General features: G+C 53.2%; 19 protein-coding genes, 7 tRNA genes and 1 other RNA gene. 14 read left to right on the forward strand and 13 right to left on the reverse strand.

Going from position 1 to position 19,353, the window contains the following annotated elements:
* Positions 1 to 8: 8 nt before the first annotated feature.
* From ACJ9N4_RS06830 to ACJ9N4_RS06840, 3 genes are all read right to left on the reverse strand, one after another.
* A tRNA-Ala gene (locus tag ACJ9N4_RS06830) sits at positions 9 to 84 on the reverse strand.
* A gap of 41 nt (positions 85 to 125) precedes the next feature.
* Positions 126 to 201, reverse strand: a tRNA-Ala gene (locus ACJ9N4_RS06835).
* A 41-nt stretch (positions 202 to 242) separates the two neighbouring features.
* Positions 243 to 318 (reverse strand) — tRNA-Ala (locus tag ACJ9N4_RS06840).
* Between the two features lie 217 nt (positions 319 to 535).
* Between ACJ9N4_RS06840 and ACJ9N4_RS06845 the strand changes: the two genes are divergently transcribed.
* Entirely contained in the window at positions 536 to 898 is a 363-nt protein-coding gene (locus tag ACJ9N4_RS06845) for a YfeC-like transcriptional regulator (protein ID WP_182272193.1), read from the forward strand.
* 1 nt (position 899) lies between these two features.
* Positions 900 to 1,295 (forward strand): YfeC-like transcriptional regulator, encoded by a 396-nt coding sequence (locus tag ACJ9N4_RS06850; protein WP_182272194.1) that lies wholly within the window; start codon positions 900 to 902, stop codon positions 1,293 to 1,295.
* Positions 1,296 to 1,345: 50 nt separating this feature from the next.
* Here the strand turns inward: ACJ9N4_RS06850 and gltX are convergent, their stop codons facing one another.
* Positions 1,346 to 2,761, reverse strand: coding sequence for a glutamate--tRNA ligase (gene gltX / locus ACJ9N4_RS06855; RefSeq protein WP_182918731.1), 1,416 nt, complete (start codon positions 2,759 to 2,761; stop codon positions 1,346 to 1,348).
* Positions 2,762 to 3,019: 258 nt separating this feature from the next.
* Between gltX and ACJ9N4_RS06860 the strand changes: the two genes are divergently transcribed.
* From ACJ9N4_RS06860 to ACJ9N4_RS06880, 5 genes are all read left to right on the forward strand, one after another.
* Positions 3,020 to 3,095, forward strand: a tRNA-Val gene (locus tag ACJ9N4_RS06860).
* Positions 3,096 to 3,137: 42 nt separating this feature from the next.
* A tRNA-Val gene (locus ACJ9N4_RS06865) sits at positions 3,138 to 3,213 on the forward strand.
* A gap of 29 nt (positions 3,214 to 3,242) precedes the next feature.
* Positions 3,243 to 3,318: transfer RNA gene (locus ACJ9N4_RS06870), tRNA-Val, on the forward strand.
* A gap of 4 nt (positions 3,319 to 3,322) precedes the next feature.
* Positions 3,323 to 3,398, forward strand: a tRNA-Lys gene (locus ACJ9N4_RS06875).
* Positions 3,399 to 3,425: 27 nt separating this feature from the next.
* Positions 3,426 to 3,553: non-coding RNA, RtT sRNA (locus ACJ9N4_RS06880), on the forward strand.
* A 51-nt stretch (positions 3,554 to 3,604) separates the two neighbouring features.
* Here the strand turns inward: ACJ9N4_RS06880 and ACJ9N4_RS06885 are convergent.
* The 3 genes from ACJ9N4_RS06885 to xapA all read right to left on the reverse strand — a co-directional run bounded on the left by ACJ9N4_RS06885 (position 3,605) and on the right by xapA (position 6,694).
* Positions 3,605 to 4,492 (reverse strand): LysR family transcriptional regulator, encoded by an 888-nt coding sequence (locus tag ACJ9N4_RS06885; RefSeq protein ID WP_182272196.1) that lies wholly within the window; start codon positions 4,490 to 4,492, stop codon positions 3,605 to 3,607.
* Positions 4,493 to 4,561: 69 nt separating this feature from the next.
* Positions 4,562 to 5,818, reverse strand: a complete 1,257-nt coding sequence (locus tag ACJ9N4_RS06890; protein ID WP_182918732.1) for a nucleoside permease — start codon at positions 5,816 to 5,818, stop codon at positions 4,562 to 4,564.
* Positions 5,819 to 5,869: 51 nt separating this feature from the next.
* The gene (gene xapA, locus ACJ9N4_RS06895) at positions 5,870 to 6,694 is read right to left on the reverse strand and encodes a xanthosine phosphorylase (RefSeq protein ID WP_182918733.1); all 825 of its coding nucleotides are present in this window, start codon (positions 6,692 to 6,694) and stop codon (positions 5,870 to 5,872) included.
* Between the two features lie 193 nt (positions 6,695 to 6,887).
* Here xapA and ACJ9N4_RS06900 point away from each other — a divergent pair, with 193 nt between their 5' ends.
* Positions 6,888 to 7,229 carry a FlxA-like family protein gene (locus ACJ9N4_RS06900; protein WP_182272198.1) on the forward strand — a complete coding sequence of 114 codons (342 nt, stop codon included), beginning with the start codon at positions 6,888 to 6,890 and terminating at the stop codon, positions 7,227 to 7,229.
* Here ACJ9N4_RS06900 and ACJ9N4_RS06905 read toward each other — a convergent pair.
* Positions 7,220 to 8,152: a LysR family transcriptional regulator gene (locus tag ACJ9N4_RS06905; RefSeq protein WP_182272199.1), complete on the reverse strand. Its 933-nt coding sequence runs from the start codon at positions 8,150 to 8,152 to the stop codon at positions 7,220 to 7,222. The two genes, ACJ9N4_RS06900 and ACJ9N4_RS06905, sit on opposite strands and share 10 nt — an antisense overlap.
* An 89-nt stretch (positions 8,153 to 8,241) precedes the next feature.
* Between ACJ9N4_RS06905 and ACJ9N4_RS06910 the strand changes: the two genes are divergently transcribed.
* A complete protein-coding gene (locus ACJ9N4_RS06910; RefSeq protein ID WP_182272200.1) occupies positions 8,242 to 9,237 on the forward strand; it encodes a bile acid:sodium symporter family protein in 996 nt (331 codons plus the stop codon).
* Here the strand turns inward: ACJ9N4_RS06910 and ACJ9N4_RS06915 are convergent.
* The 3 genes from ACJ9N4_RS06915 to zipA form a co-directional block, all read right to left on the reverse strand.
* A complete protein-coding gene (locus tag ACJ9N4_RS06915; RefSeq protein WP_003861328.1) occupies positions 9,234 to 9,449 on the reverse strand; it encodes a DUF3820 family protein in 216 nt (71 codons plus the stop codon). The genes ACJ9N4_RS06910 and ACJ9N4_RS06915 overlap by 4 nt on opposite strands.
* Before the next feature lies 1 nt (position 9,450).
* Positions 9,451 to 11,466 (reverse strand): NAD-dependent DNA ligase LigA, encoded by a 2,016-nt coding sequence (gene ligA / locus ACJ9N4_RS06920; protein ID WP_182918734.1) that lies wholly within the window; start codon positions 11,464 to 11,466, stop codon positions 9,451 to 9,453.
* A 69-nt stretch (positions 11,467 to 11,535) separates the two neighbouring features.
* Positions 11,536 to 12,510 carry a cell division protein ZipA gene (gene zipA / locus ACJ9N4_RS06925; RefSeq protein WP_182918735.1) on the reverse strand — a complete coding sequence of 325 codons (975 nt, stop codon included), beginning with the start codon at positions 12,508 to 12,510 and terminating at the stop codon, positions 11,536 to 11,538.
* Positions 12,511 to 12,740: 230 nt separating this feature from the next.
* Here zipA and cysZ point away from each other — a divergent pair, with 230 nt between their 5' ends.
* The 5 genes from cysZ to crr all read left to right on the forward strand — a co-directional run bounded on the left by cysZ (position 12,741) and on the right by crr (position 17,534).
* Positions 12,741 to 13,502: a sulfate transporter CysZ gene (cysZ, locus tag ACJ9N4_RS06930; RefSeq protein WP_182272203.1), complete on the forward strand. Its 762-nt coding sequence runs from the start codon at positions 12,741 to 12,743 to the stop codon at positions 13,500 to 13,502.
* A gap of 163 nt (positions 13,503 to 13,665) precedes the next feature.
* Complete coding sequence (gene cysK / locus ACJ9N4_RS06935; RefSeq protein ID WP_182272204.1) at positions 13,666 to 14,637, forward strand: cysteine synthase A; 972 nt, start codon at positions 13,666 to 13,668, stop codon at positions 14,635 to 14,637.
* A gap of 317 nt (positions 14,638 to 14,954) precedes the next feature.
* A complete protein-coding gene (ptsH, locus tag ACJ9N4_RS06940; protein WP_000487600.1) occupies positions 14,955 to 15,212 on the forward strand; it encodes a phosphocarrier protein Hpr in 258 nt (85 codons plus the stop codon).
* 44 nt (positions 15,213 to 15,256) lie between these two features.
* Positions 15,257 to 16,984, forward strand: coding sequence for a phosphoenolpyruvate-protein phosphotransferase PtsI (gene ptsI, locus ACJ9N4_RS06945; RefSeq protein ID WP_182272205.1), 1,728 nt, complete (start codon positions 15,257 to 15,259; stop codon positions 16,982 to 16,984).
* Between the two features lie 40 nt (positions 16,985 to 17,024).
* Positions 17,025 to 17,534 carry a PTS glucose transporter subunit IIA gene (gene crr / locus ACJ9N4_RS06950; RefSeq protein ID WP_003861316.1) on the forward strand — a complete coding sequence of 170 codons (510 nt, stop codon included), beginning with the start codon at positions 17,025 to 17,027 and terminating at the stop codon, positions 17,532 to 17,534.
* Positions 17,535 to 17,578: 44 nt separating this feature from the next.
* Here the strand turns inward: crr and pdxK are convergent, their stop codons facing one another.
* Positions 17,579 to 18,415, reverse strand: coding sequence for a pyridoxine/pyridoxal/pyridoxamine kinase (gene pdxK / locus ACJ9N4_RS06955; RefSeq protein ID WP_182918737.1), 837 nt, complete (start codon positions 18,413 to 18,415; stop codon positions 17,579 to 17,581).
* 5 nt (positions 18,416 to 18,420) lie between these two features.
* The gene (gene cysM, locus ACJ9N4_RS06960) at positions 18,421 to 19,332 is read right to left on the reverse strand and encodes a cysteine synthase CysM (protein WP_182918738.1); all 912 of its coding nucleotides are present in this window, start codon (positions 19,330 to 19,332) and stop codon (positions 18,421 to 18,423) included.
* Between the last annotated feature and the right edge of the window lie 21 nt (positions 19,333 to 19,353).

Genomic DNA, 19,353 nt, shown 5'->3' on the forward strand with positions numbered 1-19,353 from the left:
CTGAATTTTGGTGGAGCTAAGCGGGATCGAACCGCTGACCTCTTGCATGCCATGCAAGCGCTCTCCCAGCTGAGCTATAGCCCCACATGTGACTTTACATACCGCACTCTGTTGGGTTCAGAGTTTGGTGGAGCTAAGCGGGATCGAACCGCTGACCTCTTGCATGCCATGCAAGCGCTCTCCCAGCTGAGCTATAGCCCCACATGTGACTTTACATACCGCACTCTGTTGGGTTCAGAGTTTGGTGGAGCTAAGCGGGATCGAACCGCTGACCTCTTGCATGCCATGCAAGCGCTCTCCCAGCTGAGCTATAGCCCCATCGTAAAGCTGTCATGTTGACGGGCGGCATAATATGAATTCCATTGCTGAGTGTCAACGTCAAAATCCATTACAACCTTTCAATCGCTGAAAAATCATGCAAATAAATCACTTTGCGAGCCTGCTCGCAGTCAGGAGTTAAACCTGTCACATTTTCACGTAAAACGGTGCTATAAAATGAACCACTAATTAACCCCACTAATACTCAGGAAATTGCATGATCAAGGAACGAATGACGCCAGAAGAGTTAGCCCTGCTCACTGGCTATAGCCGCCAGACCATCAATAAATGGGTACGTAAAGAGGGTTGGATTACATCGCCAAAACCAGGAGTACAGGGTGGGAAAGCCCGTCTGGTGCATGTGAATGAAAAAGTGCGTGATTTTATTCGCAGCGCACGCCGGGTATCCGAAATGCCTGACATGCCGGAAAACGCGTACCATGAAGGTTCACTCCACACTTTACTTCTGACACTGGCAAATGAAATGACGCCGGATGAGCAAAAGCAGATGACATCGCTGTTACTGCGGGAAGGGATTACCGGATTGTTGCAACGTTTAGGGATTCGCGACCAGAACTGATATGAAAAAATTACGCAATAAAATGACCACGGAAGAGCTGGCGGACACTCTGGGTGTAGCCAGACAAACGGTTAACCGCTGGATACGCCAGAAAGGGTGGAAAACCGAAGGGATTAATGGCGTGAAAGGTGGGCGGGCACGGCTGATTCATATTGATGCACGAGTGAAGGAGCACATTATCAGTCTCCCGGCCATTCGTAGCCGTCAGGCGATCTACCAACTGGCAGAAGCCCCGTCTCTGTACGGTGAATCAGCACCATCAACGTTGCTCCCTCAAATAATTGACTCGCTGGAAAACATGACCCAGACCGAACAGGAACGTCTTCACGTATTGCTAAAGCGCGAAGGTATACAAGGGTTTCTTGCTCGTCTCGGCATTGCTGAATTACACGCATAAAAAAACGGCAGGTCACCCTGCCGTTTTTCATTTTCATCTGTCAGACTGAGTTATTGCTGGCTTTCGCGCTCAGCAATAAAGCCCAGCGCCTTGTTGATACGCGCCACGCTGCGTGACTTTCCAATCGCATGAACGGTCACGTCCAGAGCCGGAGACTGGCCTGCACCGGTAACGGCGACGCGCAGTGGCATACCGACTTTACCCATACCCACTTCCAGCTCATCCGCTGTTGCCTGAATGGCGTGATGTACATTCTCAGCCGTCCATTCAGTAATGGCAGCCAGTTTGTCGCGTACCACTTCCAGCGGCTGACGTGCAACCGGGCGCAGGTGTTTCTTCGCCGCGTCAGCGTCAAACTCGTCGAACTCTTCATAGAAGTAGCGGCAGCTTTCAGCGATCTCTTTCAGAGTCTTGCAACGCTCACCGAGCAGTTTCACCAGATCTGCCAGCTCAGGGCCGGTACGGGTATCAATGTTGGCCTGCTCAATGTGCCACTGCAGATAGGTCGCAACATACTCTGGCGGCATGGTATTGATGTAGTGATGGTTCAGCCACTGCAATTTTTCGGTATTGAACGCACTGGCAGACTTACTAACCGAGCTCAGTGAGAACAGTTCGATCATCTCTTCGCGGCTGAAGATTTCCTGGTCACCATGGGCCCAGCCCAGACGCACCAGATAATTCAACAGCGCTTCCGGCAGATAGCCGTCGTCGCGGTACTGCATAACGCTCACTGCGCCATGACGTTTAGACAGTTTTTTACCGTCATCACCGTTGATCATGGATACGTGCGCATACACCGGCACTGGCGCATTCAGCGCTTTCAGAATGTTGATCTGGCGCGGCGTGTTGTTGATATGGTCTTCGCCACGAACAACGTGGGTGATTTCCATGTCCCAGTCATCGACTACAACGCAGAAGTTATAGGTTGGGGAACCGTCGGTGCGGCGGATGATCAGATCGTCCAGCTCCTGGTTGCTGAATTCGATCGGGCCACGGATCTGGTCGTCAAAGATAACGGAGCCGCCCTGCGGGTTAGCAAAACGCACTACACAAGGCTCATCAGCAGCATGCTCACTGTGATCGTGGCGGCAGCGGCCGTCATAACGCGGCTTTTCGCCGTTTGCCATCTGCTCTTCACGCAGCGCGTCCAGACGCTCTTTAGAGCAGTAGCACTTATAAGCAGTACCCGCGACCAGCATCTCATCGATTACAGCGTTATAGCGGTCAAAACGTTTGGTCTGGAAATACGGGCCTTCATCCCACTCCAGATTCAGCCAGTTCATACCATCCATAATGGCTTCAATTGCTTCCGGCGTGGAGCGCTCGAGATCGGTGTCCTCAATACGCAGCACAAACTCACCTTTGTTGTGGCGTGCAAAAAGCCAGGAATAGAGAGCAGTACGTGCACCACCGACGTGCAGATAGCCTGTCGGGCTGGGCGCGAAGCGAGTTTTGATTTTCATGAAATGGCCTTACGTTATAAAGATGCCGGCAATCGGCAAATCCTGGGGAAAAAACAATGGGCAATATTCTATCACTGTGGGGCGATTCCTCAATGTTGATCCCTGTATCGTGATGGAGATTACGATTTTTGTTTAGAAATCATGCGCCATAGCCCGTTTTGCGATCGTTTTGTCTAATTTTACGACGAACGAATAAAAACTTTAGAAAAGGCGTTGACTCATTTTCAACTCTCCCTATAATGCGACTCCACACAGCGGGGGTGATTAGCTCAGTTGGTAGAGCATCTCCTTTACACGGAGGGGGTCGGCGGTTCGAGCCCGTCATCACCCACCATCTACTTCACGTAGACTCGCAGTGTAGATAAGAATTGAGATTGGGCGATTAGCTCAGTTGGTAGAGCATCTCCTTTACACGGAGGGGGTCGGCGGTTCGAGCCCGTCATCGCCCACCATTCTCACCTTATCGCAGCAGTTCCGAAATGGGCGATTAGCTCAGTTGGTAGAGCATCTCCTTTACACGGAGGGGGTCGGCGGTTCGAGCCCGTCATCGCCCACCATTTCGGGTCGTTAGCTCAGTTGGTAGAGCAGTTGACTTTTAATCAATTGGTCGCAGGTTCGAATCCTGCACGACCCACCAATGTAAAAAAGCGCCCTAAAGGCGCTTTTTTGCTATCTGCGATATAGATGATTCGAACCTGCTGCAGGTTCGAGCCGAACGCAGTGAGACACCGGAGCCGTTTACGGCGACGGCCCGAAGGGCGAGCGAAGCGAGTTATCCTGCACGACCCACCAATGTAAAAAAGCGCCCTAAAGGCGCTTTTTTGCTATCTGCGTTTTGACACCCTACCCTGCCGTCAGCGTCGCTATCAACTTATCTACCGCTGGGGTAGCCTGTTTCTCGTCATACACCACATATAAATCTGCCGGTATACGCTCTTTTAGCGGGCGGAACACCACGCCCGGCCATTGCATCTGCGCGTAGCTGTCTGCCGCCAGCGTAATACCCATTCCCATACTGATCATCGCCAGTACCGTCTGCGGCTCAACAGCTTCACGCACAATCAAGGGAGAGAAGCCGGCCTGCTGACATACACGCTGTAAAAATGACCAGTCTGAATGCGCTGACGGCATAGTGACAAAATACTCGTTCTGCAGGTCGGTTAGCGTAATGGTGGTTTCTCCCACTAACCGGTGATCTTCCGGCATCGCGACCAGGAATGCGGCGTCGCGTAGCCGGATACTGGTAAACCCTGCCGTGGGTTCAGTCGCCATTCGCCAGATCCCGACATCCAGTTCCCGGCGCTCAAGCAGCGCCATCTGCATTACCGGGGACTTTTCCCGAAAGATAACATCAACATTCGGATGCGCTTTTAAAAAGGTGCGCATTACCGTGCGCACCTCACTCCACATGGCGGTACCGACGATCCCCAGCTCAATACGCCCTGCCTCACCCCGGCCAATTTGTTCGACACGCGCCAGCGCCTGGTTTGCGCTGGCGAGCAACCTGCGGGACTCTTCCATCAGCACTTTACCCGCATGAGTCAACGCCACGCTTCGCGAGTGACGAGTAAAAAGCAACGTACCCAACTGGCTTTCCAGCTCTTTAATATGCAGGCTTAACGGCGGCTGCGACATATTGAGACGGGCGGCAGCCCGGCCAAAATGAAGCTCCTCAGCCACGGCCAGAAAATAGCGCAGTAGCTTCAGATCGGTTCGGTAAACGCGTTCCATCAAAACATATCCTGGCGATAACACGGAAACCCTCACCTTAAAGCCTTTTGAATATCAAAGGGAAAACCTTTAATGCGCGACTGTGCGCATCTCGCTGTTTTTTCCCGAATGCCGGTAGTTGAAGCTCAGGTAAAACACCACCGCAAGCGCCAGCGCATAGGCCGCGAATACCAGCCAGATGGTTTGCCAGTCTTTCACGCCATCCACCGAGAAGTAGTCCACTGCCATACCGCTCAACACAGACCCGACATGCGCGCCGATGCCATTAACGGTGGTCATAAATAACCCTTGCGCGCTGGCGCGGATGTCAGAGTTCACCTCCTGCTCGACAAATACCGAACCGGAAATATTGAAGAAGTCGAACGCGCAGCCATAGACAACCATTGACAGCAACAACAACCCAAAGCCCGTGGCTGACGGATCGCCAAACGCAAACAGCCCAAACCGCAGCATCCAGGCGACCATGCTCATTAACATGACGGTCTTAATACCAAAACGCCGGAGGAAAAAGGGGATCGTCAGAATGAAGAACACCTCCGACATCTGCGAGACAGAGAGTAAAATTGACGGATATTTCACGATAAAGCTCTCTGCATACACCGGGTTACGTGCAAAATCGTGGAGAAATGGGCTACCGAAGGTATTGGTGATCTGCAGGACCGCGCCAAGCAACATCGCAAACAAAAAGAACACGGCCATGCGGGGCTGTTTAAATAAGACAAACGCATTCAGGCCGAGCTTACTGGCCAGCGTCTGAGACGTTTTATTCTGCACGACCGGGATCTTCGGCAACGTCAGAGAATAGAGTGCCAGTACCAGCGAAGCACCGGCCGCAATGTAGAGCTGCACATTGCTTAACTCTGCCCCCATCAGGCTAATGGCCCACATCGCCGCAATAAAGCCTACGGTACCGTACACCCGCACAGGCGGAAAATGGCTCACCGTGTCCAGCCCCGCGCGTTCAAGACAGGAGTATGAAATCGTGTTCGACAACGCAATGGTCGGCATAAAAGCCATCGCATTGACCAGCATGACCCAGAACATTAACCCGGGCTCATTGACCTGTGCGGCATAACAAAGTGCAGCGGCACAGACAAGATGGCAGATCATGTACGCGCGGTCTGCGCGCAGCCATTTATCCGCAATGATCCCCACCAGCGAGGGCATTACGATCGCCGCAAGCCCTTTGGAGCTGTAGACCATGCCCACGTCAGAACCGGTAAAATGCAGGGTGTTAATCATGTAAGAACCGAGGGTGACAAGCCAACTCCCCCAAATAAAATATTGCATAAAGGACATCATCTTTAAGCGAGTCGTGATGTTCATAACGCTTTCCTTATCGCAGTGTGTGGCCCTCGCGGGCCACTTTATTTTTTATCAGGCAACATGGCGCAGAAAACCGCAGATGAGATTGATGAAGTTCTGGCGGGAAAGCTCGGCGGCAGCGAGCGTCTGCTCATGAGACAATTTCACATCGCCCAGACCTTCAGCGAGATTGGTTATCGCTGAAACAGCCACCACTTTTAAGCCACAGTGGCGCGCTGAGATCACTTCAGGTACGACGGACATCCCTACCACGTCACCCCCGATGATTTGCATCATTCGGATCTCGGCGGCGGTCTCAAAGTTAGGGCCGGGATAAGAGACAAACACCCCTTCATGCAGTGGGAAGCCCTCTTTGGCAGCCACCGTTTGCAGAACGGCACGGAGATCCGCATCGTAGGCATTGGCGAGCGAGAAGAAGCGATCGCCAAAGCGCTCGTCATTCAGCCCCACTGTCGGCGTACCCGGCATGGTATTGATATGGTCACTCAGGGCAACCAGGCTTCCCGGCCCCACCTCAGGACGTAATGAGCCCGCCGCGTTAGTGCTAAACAGCAGCTCGCAGCCCAGCAGCTTAAAGGTACGGATAGCATCGGTCATGATGGCCATGCCGCGGCCTTCATAGAAATGACCACGTCCTTTCATACAGGCGACCGGAACCCCTGCGAGGTGGCCTAATACCAGCTCACCCGCATGGCCGTGAACGGTACTCACCGGAAATCCGGGCAGTTTTTCATAGGAAATAGCCACAGCGTCATCAATCTGGTCGGCGAGTGCGCCGAGACCAGAACCGAGGATAAAGGCAACGCGAGGCGTAAAATCAGGTTTCGCGGCACGGATGATGTCGGCGCAGTACCATGGATTATTTGAGAGGGTCATAAAAGCTCCTTGAGGACTCAGTTTGCGATATCACGGATCGCATGACCTCATTCTTATATCTGGAGCCAGCGGCTTATCACCAATACACTTTTCCCGCCTCAACGATACAGGTTCACTATCAATAACCCTGCCCTCACTCAAGCTCTCCATTTTCCTGCCGATATCACTCTTTTATGGTGAAAAGGAACTCAATATGACCACTATCCAGGCAGCGTCACTGTCAGCGTTAGAAATTGGCAGCAGCGGGAACAGTTCTGGTGGCAATGACATTGCCTCCCGGATTAGCCAGTTGACCAAACAGTTAACAAAAGCCACTCAGCAACTCAAGGAATTGGGATTGAGTGATGCGCCTCTAGATGAAAAGAAAAAACAGCAGGAGTTACTCGAATCCCAGATTACCATGCTGCAGGCACAGCTGGCGCAATTGCAGCGTCAGCAGGCCGAAGAGTCCATGCCGGAACAGGGAAATGCTCAGGCCGTAGAGCAAAGCGTCAACAAGCCTTCCTCTGAACATAAGATTGATATCTACATCTGATCGTTAAACAGTGGATCGTGCGTGCGGGCCTCCATTAAACGCTGGGCCTGCATACGCACTACCTCCCAGCAGGCATGCGCCGCTCCCGAAAGTGAACGGTTTTTACGGCGCACCAGCATTAACTGGCGTTCGATGCTGGGGGTAAAGCGTTTTACCCGCAAGCGGCTTCCCTGCGGCAACGGCAGTGCCAGCGCCGGTAATACGCTGATCCCAATTCCTGCCTCTACCATTGGAAACAAGGTGGCCGGGTGGCCTATCTCCTGCACGATGGTCGCCTGGACGCCTTGCGCGACCAGAGCGGCATCAATCAACGGACGGCTTCCCGAGGCATAATCCTGTAACACCAGGTTCGCGCCCTGTAACGCCTGCCATGTCACGCGCGGGAGTGATGCAAGCGGATCGTCGTCGCGACAGAGCAACAAAAATGGCTCTGAGAGCACAACTTCACATTCCAGATCGCTGACTGCGCCGGGATCGATAACGATACCAAAATCCACATCCCCCTGACGGATACTCTCCAGCACCCACTGCTGTGGCCTGTCGTGCAGCACAAAGTTGATATCCGGGTAAAGATCGTTGCTTTCGGCAATACACTGCGGGATAAGGTGCGCTGAGATCGTCTGGCTCGCCGCCACCCGCACAGTTCCCGAAAGCTGTTGCCCCAGGCGTCCAACATCCCGCAGCGTGCTGTTCAGCTCATCCAGTAACCGCTCCAGACGCATAGCCAGCTGCTGCCCCGCTTCGGTAAGCACCACTTCGCGCGTGGTACGGTCAAGTAGCCGCACACCTGTCTGGCTCTCCAGCTCTTTAACGCTGTGGCTGACGGCCGACTGGCTCAGGCCGATTACCTCTCCTGCCCGGCTGAAACTGCGGGCATGTGCAACGGTCACGAAAATGCGAAGCTGTCGTAGTGAATAATTCATCTGTTTAATTCATAAATGGATGCAATAAATCAATTTTATTTCTCAAATGGAAAAAAGCACAATAGCGATATCTGCTTTCAGGAGTCACTATGAAACTGTTCCGAATTCTTGATCCTTTCACGCTTACTCTGGTTATCACCGTTTTACTGGCCTCCTTTTTCCCGGCCCGTGGAAGTTATGTGCCTTTCGTTGAAGGGCTGACAACGGCGGCTATCGCGCTACTGTTCTTTATGCACGGGGCCAAACTGTCCCGTGAAGCCATTATTGCAGGGGGGGGTCACTGGCGGCTGCACCTGTGGGTAATGTGCAGCACGTTCATTTTATTCCCGATCCTTGGCGTCCTGTTCGCCTGGTGGGCACCGGTTAATGTCGACCCGGCGCTCTATACGGGTTTCCTTTATCTGTGCATTCTGCCCGCCACCGTTCAGTCTGCCATTGCCTTTACGTCACTGGCGGGCGGTAACGTTGCTGCGGCAGTCTGTTCGGCTTCGGCCTCCAGCCTGTTAGGGATTTTCATCTCGCCGCTGCTGGTTGGCCTGCTGATGAATATGCACGGTGCGGAAGGCAACCTGGAGCAGGTCGGTAAAATCTGTCTGCAACTGCTGCTGCCGTTTGTCCTTGGGCATCTTTCTCGTCCGTGGACGGGGGCTTTTGTTGCGAAGCACAAGAAGTGGATCTCAAAAACCGACCAGACGTCGATTCTGTTAGTGGTCTATTCCGCCTTCAGTGAAGCGGTGGTGAATGGCATCTGGCATAAGGTCGGTGCTGGCTCATTGCTGTTTATCGTGGTGGTCAGCATTATCCTGCTGGCGATGGTGATTACGGTAAACGTTTTTGTCGCGCGCAAGTGTGGTTTCAATAAAGCGGATGAAATCACGATTGTCTTCTGCGGGTCGAAAAAGAGCCTGGCCAACGGTATCCCGATGGCCAATATCCTGTTCCCGACCTCAATGATTGGGATGATGGTACTGCCGCTGATGATTTTCCATCAGATCCAGCTGATGGTCTGCGCGGTGCTGGCGCGTCGTTACAAGCGCCAGACGGAAAAACGGGCGCAGGAAGAGACCCACGCCGCGAAGGCTTAAGGACGTTTCAGGGGCTGAACCAGTTGCGTCAGCCCCTCCGTTTTGATCAGTAACGTGATGGCCATCAGCTCGCCCAGCCGCCCGGCAGGAAACTCATCCTTACGGGCGAACCACAGCAGATACTCTTCCGGCAAATCGATCAGCCTGCGGCCTTTATATTTGCCAAATGGCATCTCCGTATTGGCTATCTCAACGAGCTGTTCTTTCTCCACGTTACTCTCCTAACAGACGCAGCATTTCCGCTTCATCGATAACCTCAATGCCCAGCTCCTGCGCTTTGGCAAGCTTCGAACCGGCGGCTTCCCCGGCGATCACCAGGTCCGTTTTCTTCGACACGCTGCCTGCCACTTTTGCCCCCAGCGCGACCAGACGCGCTTTGGCGTCATCACGTGAAAGCTGGCTCAGACTACCGGTCAGCACCACCGTTTTACCGGCGAACGGGCTGTCGATCTCTTCCGCATTGACGACAACCGGTGCAGGCCAGTGGATACCCTCTTCCAGCAGTTGACCAATCACCTCACGGTTGCTCTCTTCGGCAAAGAAGTTAAAGGTGTGCGTCGCGACCACAATGCCCACATCCGGGACTTTCTGCAGCTCTTCAATACTCGCGCTCTCCAGGGCTTCCAGCGTACCAAAGTGAGCCGCCAGTCCCGCCGCCGTGGCTTCGCCCACTTCACGAATGCCCAGCGCATAGAGGAACCGGGCAAAGGTAGTCTGCTTAGCCGCTTCCAGAGCGTTAACCACATTTTGTGCCGATTTTGGCCCCATGCGATCAAGACCGGTCAGTTTCCCGGCAGTCAGTCTGAACAGATCGGCAGGCGTGTGGACGTACTCCTTCTCCACCAGTTGATCGATAATTTTGTCGCCCATGCCGTCCACGTCCATCGCCCGACGGGACACAAAGTGCTTCAGTGACTCTTTACGCTGTGCCCCGCAGATGAGCCCGCCCGTACAGCGGGCGACCGCTTCGCCTTCAACACGTTCAACGTCCGATCCACAAACCGGGCAGTGCGTCGGGAATTCAATGGCCCGGGTATCTTCAGGGCGTTCTGACTCAACGACGTTAACGACCTGCGGGATCACATCGCCCGCACGACGAATCACGACTTTGTCACCAATACGAAGGCCGAGACGTTCAATTTCATCGGCGTTGTGCAGCGTGGCGTTACTGACCAGCACACCGGCAACCTGTACCGGTTCCAGACGCGCAACCGGGGTAATCGCGCCCGTACGCCCCACCTGGAACTCCACGTCGCGAACGAAAGTCATCTGTTCCTGCGCCGGGAATTTGAAAGCCACAGCCCAGCGCGGTGCACGAGCCACAAAACCTAACTGTTCCTGTAACTCAAGTGAGTTAACCTTGATCACCACACCGTCGATATCAAAACCGAGCGTCGGACGGTCTTCTTCGACCTTGTGGTAGAACGCCAGTACGGCTTCCGGAGAATTACAAATCTGTACGCGGTTGCTTACCGGTAAGCCCCACTCTTTGAACTGCAGTAAGCGCCCCAGGTGCGTATCCGGCAGTTCACCACCTTCCAGAATACCGACGCCATAGCAAAAGAACGTCAGCGGTCGCTTCGCGGTAATACGCGGATCCAGTTGGCGCAGTGAGCCCGCTGCCGCATTACGCGGGTTAGCAAACACTTTCCCCCCCGTGCGACGCGCTTCTTCGTTGATTTTTTCGAAGCCCGCCTGCGGCATGAACACTTCACCACGCACTTCCAGACGTGCAGGAATGTTTTCACCACGCAGCTTCAGTGGAATTGCCCGAATAGTACGCACGTTGCTGGTGATATCTTCACCGGTGGTGCCATCGCCACGGGTAGCCGCACTGACCAGCACACCGTTTTCATAAAGAATACTGACCGCCAGACCGTCCAGCTTCAGCTCGCAGCACCAGCTCAGGGTATCGCTGCTTTTCAGGCGATCCTGTACGCGCTTGTTAAACGCCAGAAAACTCTCTTCATCAAAGACGTTATCCAGCGACAGCATTGGTACTTCGTGGCTGATCTGGCTGAACGCACCAAGCGGTTCAGCCCCTACGCGCTGGGTCGGGGAGTCTGGGGTAATGAACTCCGGGTGCAGCATTTCCAGCTCGCGCAGTTCACGCATCAGACGGTCATACTCCGCATCCGGCACTTCCGGCGCGTCCATAACATGATAGAGATATTCATGATGGCGAAGCGTGGTTCGCAGTTGAGTCAGTTGTTGTTCGATTGAGTCCATATCGCACCATCAATGAGAAAAAACCCCCGACATGCGGGGGTTGAGGAGGAGTTGAAGAAAACGCGACGATTACGCGTTGGCTTCCTTAACTTCGCGGATGCGGTCCTGATACTCACGCAATTTCTGCGGCGTCATCATACGACGCTGGTCATCCAGCACCACACCACCCACTTCGTCGGCAATGTGCTGAGCGGACTGCAGCATCAGCTTGAAGTTTTGCAGTTCGTCACCGTAGGACGGCACCTGCATAAAGATAGTTACGCCCGGCGTCACGAAATCGCCGGTCATTTCCGGATCAAACGTGCCAGGGTTCACCATATTGGCGAGACTGAACAGCGCCGGGCCGCTACCGTCCGGGCTCAGATGGCGATGGAAGATATTCATATCGCCAAACTTGAAGCCGGCCTGCTGAATACTGTTAAGCAGAACGTCACCATTCAGATGGCTGCCATGATGCGCGGCCACGTTCATGATGATCACCGCTTCTTTGCGCTGCGGTTTTTCAACCACCGGTTCAGGTTCAACAACCGGCTCTGGCTCAACGACTGGCGCAGGCTGTGGTGCTGGCTGCACTTGCACAGGCTGAGGCTGGTGAACAGGCTGCTGCGGCTGTACAGGTTGTGGCTGCACAGGTTGTGGCTGCACAGGCTGCTGCACGGCAGGCTGATGATGTACCGGCTGTTGCGGCGGCTGACGCACCGGTTCTTCCGCAGGCTGCGACGCCTGTGGGCGCGGCTGAGCAGAGGCATACGGTGGTTGATACTGGTGCTGCGGAGGCTGACGAGGGGCTTCATGCTCCCCATGAGCTGCGCCGGGCGCAGTATTGACCCGATGAACACGAACTTCGCCCACGCCGTCATCGTCGTTCTCATCGATGTCGTTTTCACCGTCATCGTCATCACGACTGGACTTCATGCGCTTCAGTGGGCGATCGCGAAACATAGAAGAACGCTCTTTACGGCTGGTCCAGAAACCATGTACCAGTAAAGCGATTATGGCGATCGCGCCAACAATGATTAATATCAGACGCAAATCCTGCATCATTATATTCTCTGTTGTTCTAACACCTTGCCACCACGGCAAACATTTACTCACTAAGAGTATTTGCCGTTTACGTCAAGTGCAAGTGTGTGCAGAGCATTCACAGCATAAAGATGAACTAAATTGTGCTTTTTGCTGTTTTTTCGAACATTTCCGAACTGGTCATTAATCCATAACTGGATAATATAGGCGGGCAATTCCACTGGTTGTGTAAAAAGGAGTACAGCCTGGTTATGGTTTCAACATCATCTTCTACCCCACGCAGCGGCGTCTGGTATTTTTCTCAGGGCTGGAAACTGGTCTCCCTGCCAGGCATTCGCCGTTTCGTTATTCTGCCATTGCTTATCAACATCATCCTGATGGGAGGTGCCTTCTGGTGGTTATTCACAAAGCTGGAAAGCTGGGTGCCTGCCATCATGGGTCATGTACCAGACTGGCTGCAGTGGCTGAGCTACCTGCTGTGGCCAATTGTGGTGATCTCCGTCCTGCTGGTGTTTGGCTATTTCTTCTCAACCATTGCCAACTGGATAGCCGCGCCGTTTAACGGCCTGCTGGCGGAACAATTAGAAGCGCGTCTTACCGGTGCCACACCGCCCGATACTGGCGTGCTGGGGATCATGAAAGATATCCCGCGGATCATGAAACGCGAGTGGCAGAAATTTGCCTGGTATCTGCCACGCGCGATTGTGCTGCTTATACTTTATTTCATTCCGGGTGTTGGTCAGACGGTCGCCCCGGTGCTGTGGTTCCTGTTTAGCGCCTGGATGCTGGCGATCCAGTATTGCGACTACCCGTTCGATAACCACAAGGTACCGTTTAAAGAGATGCGCACTGCCCTGCGTACGCAGAAAGTTGCCAATATGCAGTTTGGCGCACTCACCAGCCTGTTCACCATGATCCCCTTCCTGAACCTGTTTATCATGCCGGTGGCGGTTTGCGGCGCGACAGCAATGTGGGTGGACTGCTACCGTGCTAAGCACGCGTTATGGAAGTAATGCAAAAATGTGTAAATCAGGGGTAGCTTATGCTATCCCTTATTCCATACTGATCCCCATTATTTCCTTGCAGCATATAGATATGCGAATTCCTTACTTCCCCATACTTATTCAACAGGTATGCTGGGTCGGTATCCCAATTTCATACAGTTAAGGACAGGCCATGAGTAAGATTTATGAAGACAACTCGCTGACTATCGGTCATACGCCGCTGGTTCGACTGAACCGTATCGGTAATGGACGCATTCTGGCGAAGGTCGAGTCACGTAACCCAAGCTTCAGCGTAAAATGCCGTATCGGTGCAAACATGATTTGGGATGCTGAAAAACGTGGCGTTCTGAAGCCTGGCGTCGAACTGGTTGAACCCACCAGCGGTAACACCGGTATCGCGCTGGCTTATGTTGCTGCCGCACGCGGCTACAAACTGACGCTGACCATGCCTGAAACCATGAGCATCGAGCGTCGCAAACTGCTGAAAGCGCTGGGTGCAAACCTGGTACTGACCGAAGGCGCGAAAGGCATGAAAGGTGCCATTCAGAAAGCCGAAGAAATTGTGGCCAGCGACCCGGCTAAATACCTGCTGCTGCAGCAGTTCAGCAACCCGGCGAACCCGGAAATCCACGAAAAAACCACTGGCCCGGAAATCTGGGAAGATACAGACGGTCAGGTTGACGTGTTTATCTCCGGCGTAGGAACCGGCGGAACGCTGACCGGCGTGACTCGCTATATAAAAGGCACAAAAGGCAAAAAAGATCTGATTACCGTTGCCGTAGAACCCACGGATTCTCCGGTGATCACTCAGGCCCTGGCAGGCGAAGAGCTAAAACCTGGCCCGCACAAAATTCAGGGGATCGGCGCAGGCTTCATCCCGGGCAACCTGGATCTGAAGCTGATCGACAAAGTGGTGACCATCACCAACGAAGAGGCTATCTCCACTGCGCGTCGTCTGATGGACGAAGAAGGTATTCTGGCAGGGATCTCTTCCGGCGCTGCCGTTGCGGCCGCGATCAAACTTCTGGAAGATGAAACCTTTACCAATAAGAATATTGTGGTTATCCTGCCATCCTCGGGTGAGCGTTACTTAAGCACTGCACTGTTTGCCGATCTCTTCACTGAGAAAGAACTGCAACAGTGATGCCAGTATGTTAAAAACGCGTAAAAAAGCACCTTTCCGGGTGCTTTTTTGTGGCCTGCTTCAAAGTTTTACCCCTCCTGGCATTGATTCACCCCGTTGGGTCTGGTATTTAAACCAGCAATTATTTTGATGCGTGAAATTAATCGGTGAATGAAATGACCTTGCTGAATCGATTTTATGATTTGGTTCAAGTCTTGCTTTCACTGCATAATGTTTAATGACGATCGAAACGTCAGCGCTAACAATACAGGCTAAAGTTCAGTCGCCAGGCTAGACTTTAGTTCCACAACACTAAACCTATAAGTTGGGGAAATACAATGTTCCAGCAAGAAGTTACCATTACCGCTCCGAACGGTCTGCACACCCGCCCTGCTGCTCAGTTTGTCAAAGAAGCGAAAGGCTTCACTTCTGAAATCACTGTGACTTCTAACGGCAAAAGCGCTAGCGCAAAAAGCCTGTTCAAACTGCAGACTCTGGGTCTGACTCAGGGCACCGTCGTCACCATCTCTGCTGAAGGTGAAGATGAGCAGAAAGCTGTTGAGCATCTGGTAAAACTGATGGCTGAGCTCGAGTAAGTTTCCGGGTTCTTTTCAATATCAGTCACAAGTAAGGTAGGGTTATGATTTCAGGCATTTTAGCATCCCCGGGTATCGCTTTCGGCAAAGCACTGCTGCTGAAAGAAGACGAAATCGTCATTGACCGGAAAAAAATTTCTGCCGACAAGGTTGATCAGGAAGTTGAACGTTTTCTGAGCGGTCGTGCCAAGGCATCTTCGCAACTGGAAGCGATCAAAACTAAAGCTGGCGAAACTTTCGGTGAAGAAAAAGAAGCCATCTTCGAAGGGCACATCATGCTGCTTGAAGATGAGGAGCTGGAGCAGGAAATCATAGCCCTGATTAAAGATAAGGGCATGACTGCCGATGCGGCGGCTCATGAAGTTATCGAAGGTCAGGCGACTGCCCTGGAAGAACTGGATGACGAATACCTGAAAGAACGTGCGGCTGACGTACGTGACATCGGTAAGCGCCTGCTGCGCAACATCCTGGGTCTGGCCATTATCGACCTGAGCGCGATTCAGGACGAAGTTATCCTGGTTGCCGCTGACCTGACCCCGTCTGAAACCGCACAGCTGAACCTGAAAAAGGTGCTGGGTTTCATCACTGATGCAGGTGGCCGTACTTCCCACACCTCAATCATGGCGCGTTCTCTGGAACTGCCTGCCATCGTGGGTACCGGTAGCGTCACCGCTCAGGTGAAAAACGACGACTATCTGATTCTGGATGCCGTAAACAACGTGGTTTACGTCAACCCCACTAACGAAGAGATCGAGCAGCTGCGCGCCGTTCAGGAGCAAGTTGCTACCGAGAAAGCGGAACTCGCTAAACTGAAAGACCTGCCGGCAATCACGCTGGACGGCCATCAGGTAGAAGTGTGCGCGAACATCGGTACCGTACGTGACGTTGATGGCGCTGAGCGCAACGGTGCGGAAGGTGTTGGTCTGTATCGTACTGAATTCCTGTTCATGGACCGTGACGCGCTGCCAACTGAAGAAGAACAGTTTGCTGCGTACAAGGCTGTTGCTGAAGCCTGTGGCTCTCAGGCGGTTATCGTCCGTACTATGGACATCGGTGGCGACAAAGAGCTGCCGTACATGAACTTCCCGAAAGAAGAAAACCCGTTCCTGGGCTGGCGTGCAGTGCGTATCGCCATGGATCGTAAAGAGATCCTGCGTGACCAGGTTCGCGCTATCCTGCGTGCTTCCGCTTTCGGTAAACTGCGCATCATGTTCCCGATGATCATCTCTGTTGAAGAAGTGCGTGCACTGAAGAAAGAGATCGAAATCTACAAGCAGGAACTGCGTGACGAAGGTAAAGCATTTGATGAAGCAATCGAGGTAGGCGTGATGGTGGAAACACCAGCTGCGGCGACCATTGCGCGTCATTTAGCCAAAGAAGTTGATTTCTTTAGTATCGGTACCAATGATTTAACGCAGTACACCCTGGCAGTTGACCGTGGTAATGATATGATTTCACATCTCTACCAGCCAATGTCACCGTCCGTACTGACGCTTATTAAGCAAGTTATTGATGCTTCTCATGCAGAAGGTAAATGGACTGGCATGTGTGGTGAGCTTGCAGGCGACGAACGTGCTACACTTCTGTTGCTGGGTATGGGTCTGGACGAATTCTCTATGAGCGCCATTTCCATCCCACGCATTAAGAAGATTATCCGTAACACGAACTTCGAAGATGCGAAGGTGTTAGCAGAGCAGGCTCTTGCTCAACCGACAACGGACGAGTTAATGACGCTGGTTAACAAGTTCATTGAAGAAAAAACAATCTGCTAATCCACGAGATGCGGCCCAATTTACTGCTTAGGAGAAGATCATGGGTTTGTTCGATAAACTGAAATCTCTGGTTTCTGATGATAAGAAAGACTCCGGAACTATTGAGATTGTTGCTCCGCTCTCCGGCGAGATCGTCAACATCGAAGACGTGCCGGATGTAGTGTTTGCTGAGAAAATCGTTGGTGATGGCATTGCTATCAAACCAACTGGCAACAAAATGGTTGCTCCAGTTGACGGCACCATCGGTAAAATTTTTGAAACCAACCATGCGTTCTCTATCGAATCTGATAGCGGTATTGAACTGTTCGTTCACTTCGGTATCGACACTGTTGAACTGAAAGGCGAAGGCTTCAAACGTATCGCGGAAGAAGGCCAGCGTGTGAAAGTTGGCGACCCGGTGATTGAATTTGATCTGCCACTGCTGGAAGAAAAAGCCAAGTCTACCCTGACTCCGGTTGTTATCTCCAACATGGACGAAATCAAAGAACTGATCAAACTGTCTGGCAGCGTCACCGTGGGTGAAACCCCGGTTATCCGCATCAAGAAGTAATTCTTGCCGCACAGCAAAATGGCACCTTCGGGTGCCATTTTTGTTTATGCGGGGAGGATAAGCTCGTCGTAGCCTTTTTCCTGCGTAAAGACCATCACGTCAGTTACACGGTCGCCCGCCCTGCGGATAGCATCGGCAACGGTTTTACCCTGCACAATCCCACTGACCAGCTCCGAACAGAACAGATCGCCCGTTCCTTTCAGATCCGTCTCTACACGTGGGTGCGCACTCACGGTCACACTCTCTTTGGTCACCAGCACCACATGAATGTTTTCCGGGTCACCGGCAACCGGTGCGCTGGTGATAGCCACCCATTTCAGCGTATCAGACAAAAGCCCCTGTGCCGCTGCAATAGCGCTTTCAGGCGAACGACACGGCTTGCCGCTTAGCACTTCCAGTTCAAATACGTTTGGCGTAATGCCCTGCGCCAGCGGCAGCAGATGCTCGCAGTAAGCTTCCGGAATACCGGGCTTCACGTACATCCCGCTGTCAACATCACCGATGACCGGGTCGACCAGCACCAGCAGATCGGGGTGCTGCACCCTGATGGCCTTCAGCCAGTGGGCCAGAAGCTGGATCTGGCTGGCGCTGCCCATATAACCGGTGGTCACCGCCTTCAGCTCGCGTAAAATCTCGCGCTCTTCCAGCGCCTTCAGATAACCACTAAACCACTCATCGGGGATCACACCACCGTAGAAGGTATCGTAATGAGGCGTATTGCTGAACAGGACCGTTGGTACCGCCGTAACGTTCAGCTGGTGCGTTCTGATATTGGGCACAGCAATGCTGTTACCCACGCTGCCATACACCACCTGTGACTGCACCGCGACAATATCGGTTTGCTGCGCCCGGGTTTTGTCCCGGAATAAAATCATCTCCATGACGCTTAAATCCCCGCCCCCTGCGAATAACTCTCTTCACCAAAGACGCCAGTAGAAAGATAACGATCGCCGCGATCGCAGATAATCGCCACCACCACCGCCCCCGGATGAGCCTGGGCTACCCGGATAGCCCCCGCCACCGCGCCACCTGAACTGACGCCGCAGAAGATACCTTCGCGCACGGCCAGTTCTCGCATGGTATTCTCCGCCTCGCGCTGGTGAATATCCAGCACCTGGTCCACAAGCCGGGCATTAAAAATGCCGGGCATATATTCCGCAGGCCAGCGACGGATACCGGGGATACTGCTCCCCTCTTCCGGTTGCAGGCCAACAATGGTTACCGCTTTTTCCTGCTCGCGCAGAAAACGTGACACGCCGGTAATGGTTCCCGTGGTTCCCATGCTGGAAACAAAATGGGTGATGCGCCCGCCAGTCTGCTGCCAGATTTCCGGGCCGGTGGTGGTATAGTGCGCATACGGGTTATCCGGGTTGTTGAATTGATCGAGCAGTTTACCTTCGCCACGCTCAGCCATCTCCAGCGCTAAGTCGCGCGCCCCTTCCATCCCCTGCTCTTTGGTCACCAGAATCAGCTCCGCACCGTAAGCGCGCATCGCGGCCCGACGCTCCTGGCTCATGTTGTCCGGCATCAGTAGCTTCATACGGTAGCCTTTCAGGGCGGCAATCATTGCCAGCGCAATACCGGTATTGCCACTGGTGGCTTCAATCAGCACATCGCCGGGCTTAATCTCACCACGTTTTTCTGCCTGGACAATCATGGACAACGCCGCCCTGTCCTTCACCGACCCCGCAGGGTTATTGCCTTCGAGCTTCACCCAGATTTCGCTGCCGTTGTCCGGCCCCATGCGCTGCAGTTTGACCAGAGGGGTATTACCAATGGTATGTTCGAGTGTATTCACGATTTTTACTCAATAAAAAAG

Source organism: Enterobacter sp. LM3, from assembly GCF_046622475.1.
GTDB lineage: Bacteria > Pseudomonadota > Gammaproteobacteria > Enterobacterales > Enterobacteriaceae > Enterobacter > Enterobacter cloacae_P.

What these genes read in the sequence shown, in the direction of transcription:
- ACJ9N4_RS06845 (WP_182272193.1), top strand. Translation starts at nt 536, where the DNA reads ATGATCAAGGAACGAATGACGCCAGAAGAGTTAGCCCTGCTCACTGGC.
- ACJ9N4_RS06850 (WP_182272194.1), top strand. Translation starts at nt 900, where the DNA reads ATGAAAAAATTACGCAATAAAATGACCACGGAAGAGCTGGCGGACACT.
- gltX (WP_182918731.1), bottom strand. Translation starts at nt 2,761, where the DNA reads ATGAAAATCAAAACTCGCTTCGCGCCCAGCCCGACAGGCTATCTGCAC.
- ACJ9N4_RS06885 (WP_182272196.1), bottom strand. Translation starts at nt 4,492, where the DNA reads ATGGAACGCGTTTACCGAACCGATCTGAAGCTACTGCGCTATTTTCTG.
- ACJ9N4_RS06890 (WP_182918732.1), bottom strand. Translation starts at nt 5,818, where the DNA reads ATGAACATCACGACTCGCTTAAAGATGATGTCCTTTATGCAATATTTT.
- xapA (WP_182918733.1), bottom strand. Translation starts at nt 6,694, where the DNA reads ATGACCCTCTCAAATAATCCATGGTACTGCGCCGACATCATCCGTGCC.
- ACJ9N4_RS06900 (WP_182272198.1), top strand. Translation starts at nt 6,888, where the DNA reads ATGACCACTATCCAGGCAGCGTCACTGTCAGCGTTAGAAATTGGCAGC.
- ACJ9N4_RS06905 (WP_182272199.1), bottom strand. Translation starts at nt 8,152, where the DNA reads ATGAATTATTCACTACGACAGCTTCGCATTTTCGTGACCGTTGCACAT.
- ACJ9N4_RS06910 (WP_182272200.1), top strand. Translation starts at nt 8,242, where the DNA reads ATGAAACTGTTCCGAATTCTTGATCCTTTCACGCTTACTCTGGTTATC.
- ligA (WP_182918734.1), bottom strand. Translation starts at nt 11,466, where the DNA reads ATGGACTCAATCGAACAACAACTGACTCAACTGCGAACCACGCTTCGC.
- zipA (WP_182918735.1), bottom strand. Translation starts at nt 12,510, where the DNA reads ATGATGCAGGATTTGCGTCTGATATTAATCATTGTTGGCGCGATCGCC.
- cysZ (WP_182272203.1), top strand. Translation starts at nt 12,741, where the DNA reads ATGGTTTCAACATCATCTTCTACCCCACGCAGCGGCGTCTGGTATTTT.
- cysK (WP_182272204.1), top strand. Translation starts at nt 13,666, where the DNA reads ATGAGTAAGATTTATGAAGACAACTCGCTGACTATCGGTCATACGCCG.
- ptsH (WP_000487600.1), top strand. Translation starts at nt 14,955, where the DNA reads ATGTTCCAGCAAGAAGTTACCATTACCGCTCCGAACGGTCTGCACACC.
- ptsI (WP_182272205.1), top strand. Translation starts at nt 15,257, where the DNA reads ATGATTTCAGGCATTTTAGCATCCCCGGGTATCGCTTTCGGCAAAGCA.
- crr (WP_003861316.1), top strand. Translation starts at nt 17,025, where the DNA reads ATGGGTTTGTTCGATAAACTGAAATCTCTGGTTTCTGATGATAAGAAA.
- pdxK (WP_182918737.1), bottom strand. Translation starts at nt 18,415, where the DNA reads ATGGAGATGATTTTATTCCGGGACAAAACCCGGGCGCAGCAAACCGAT.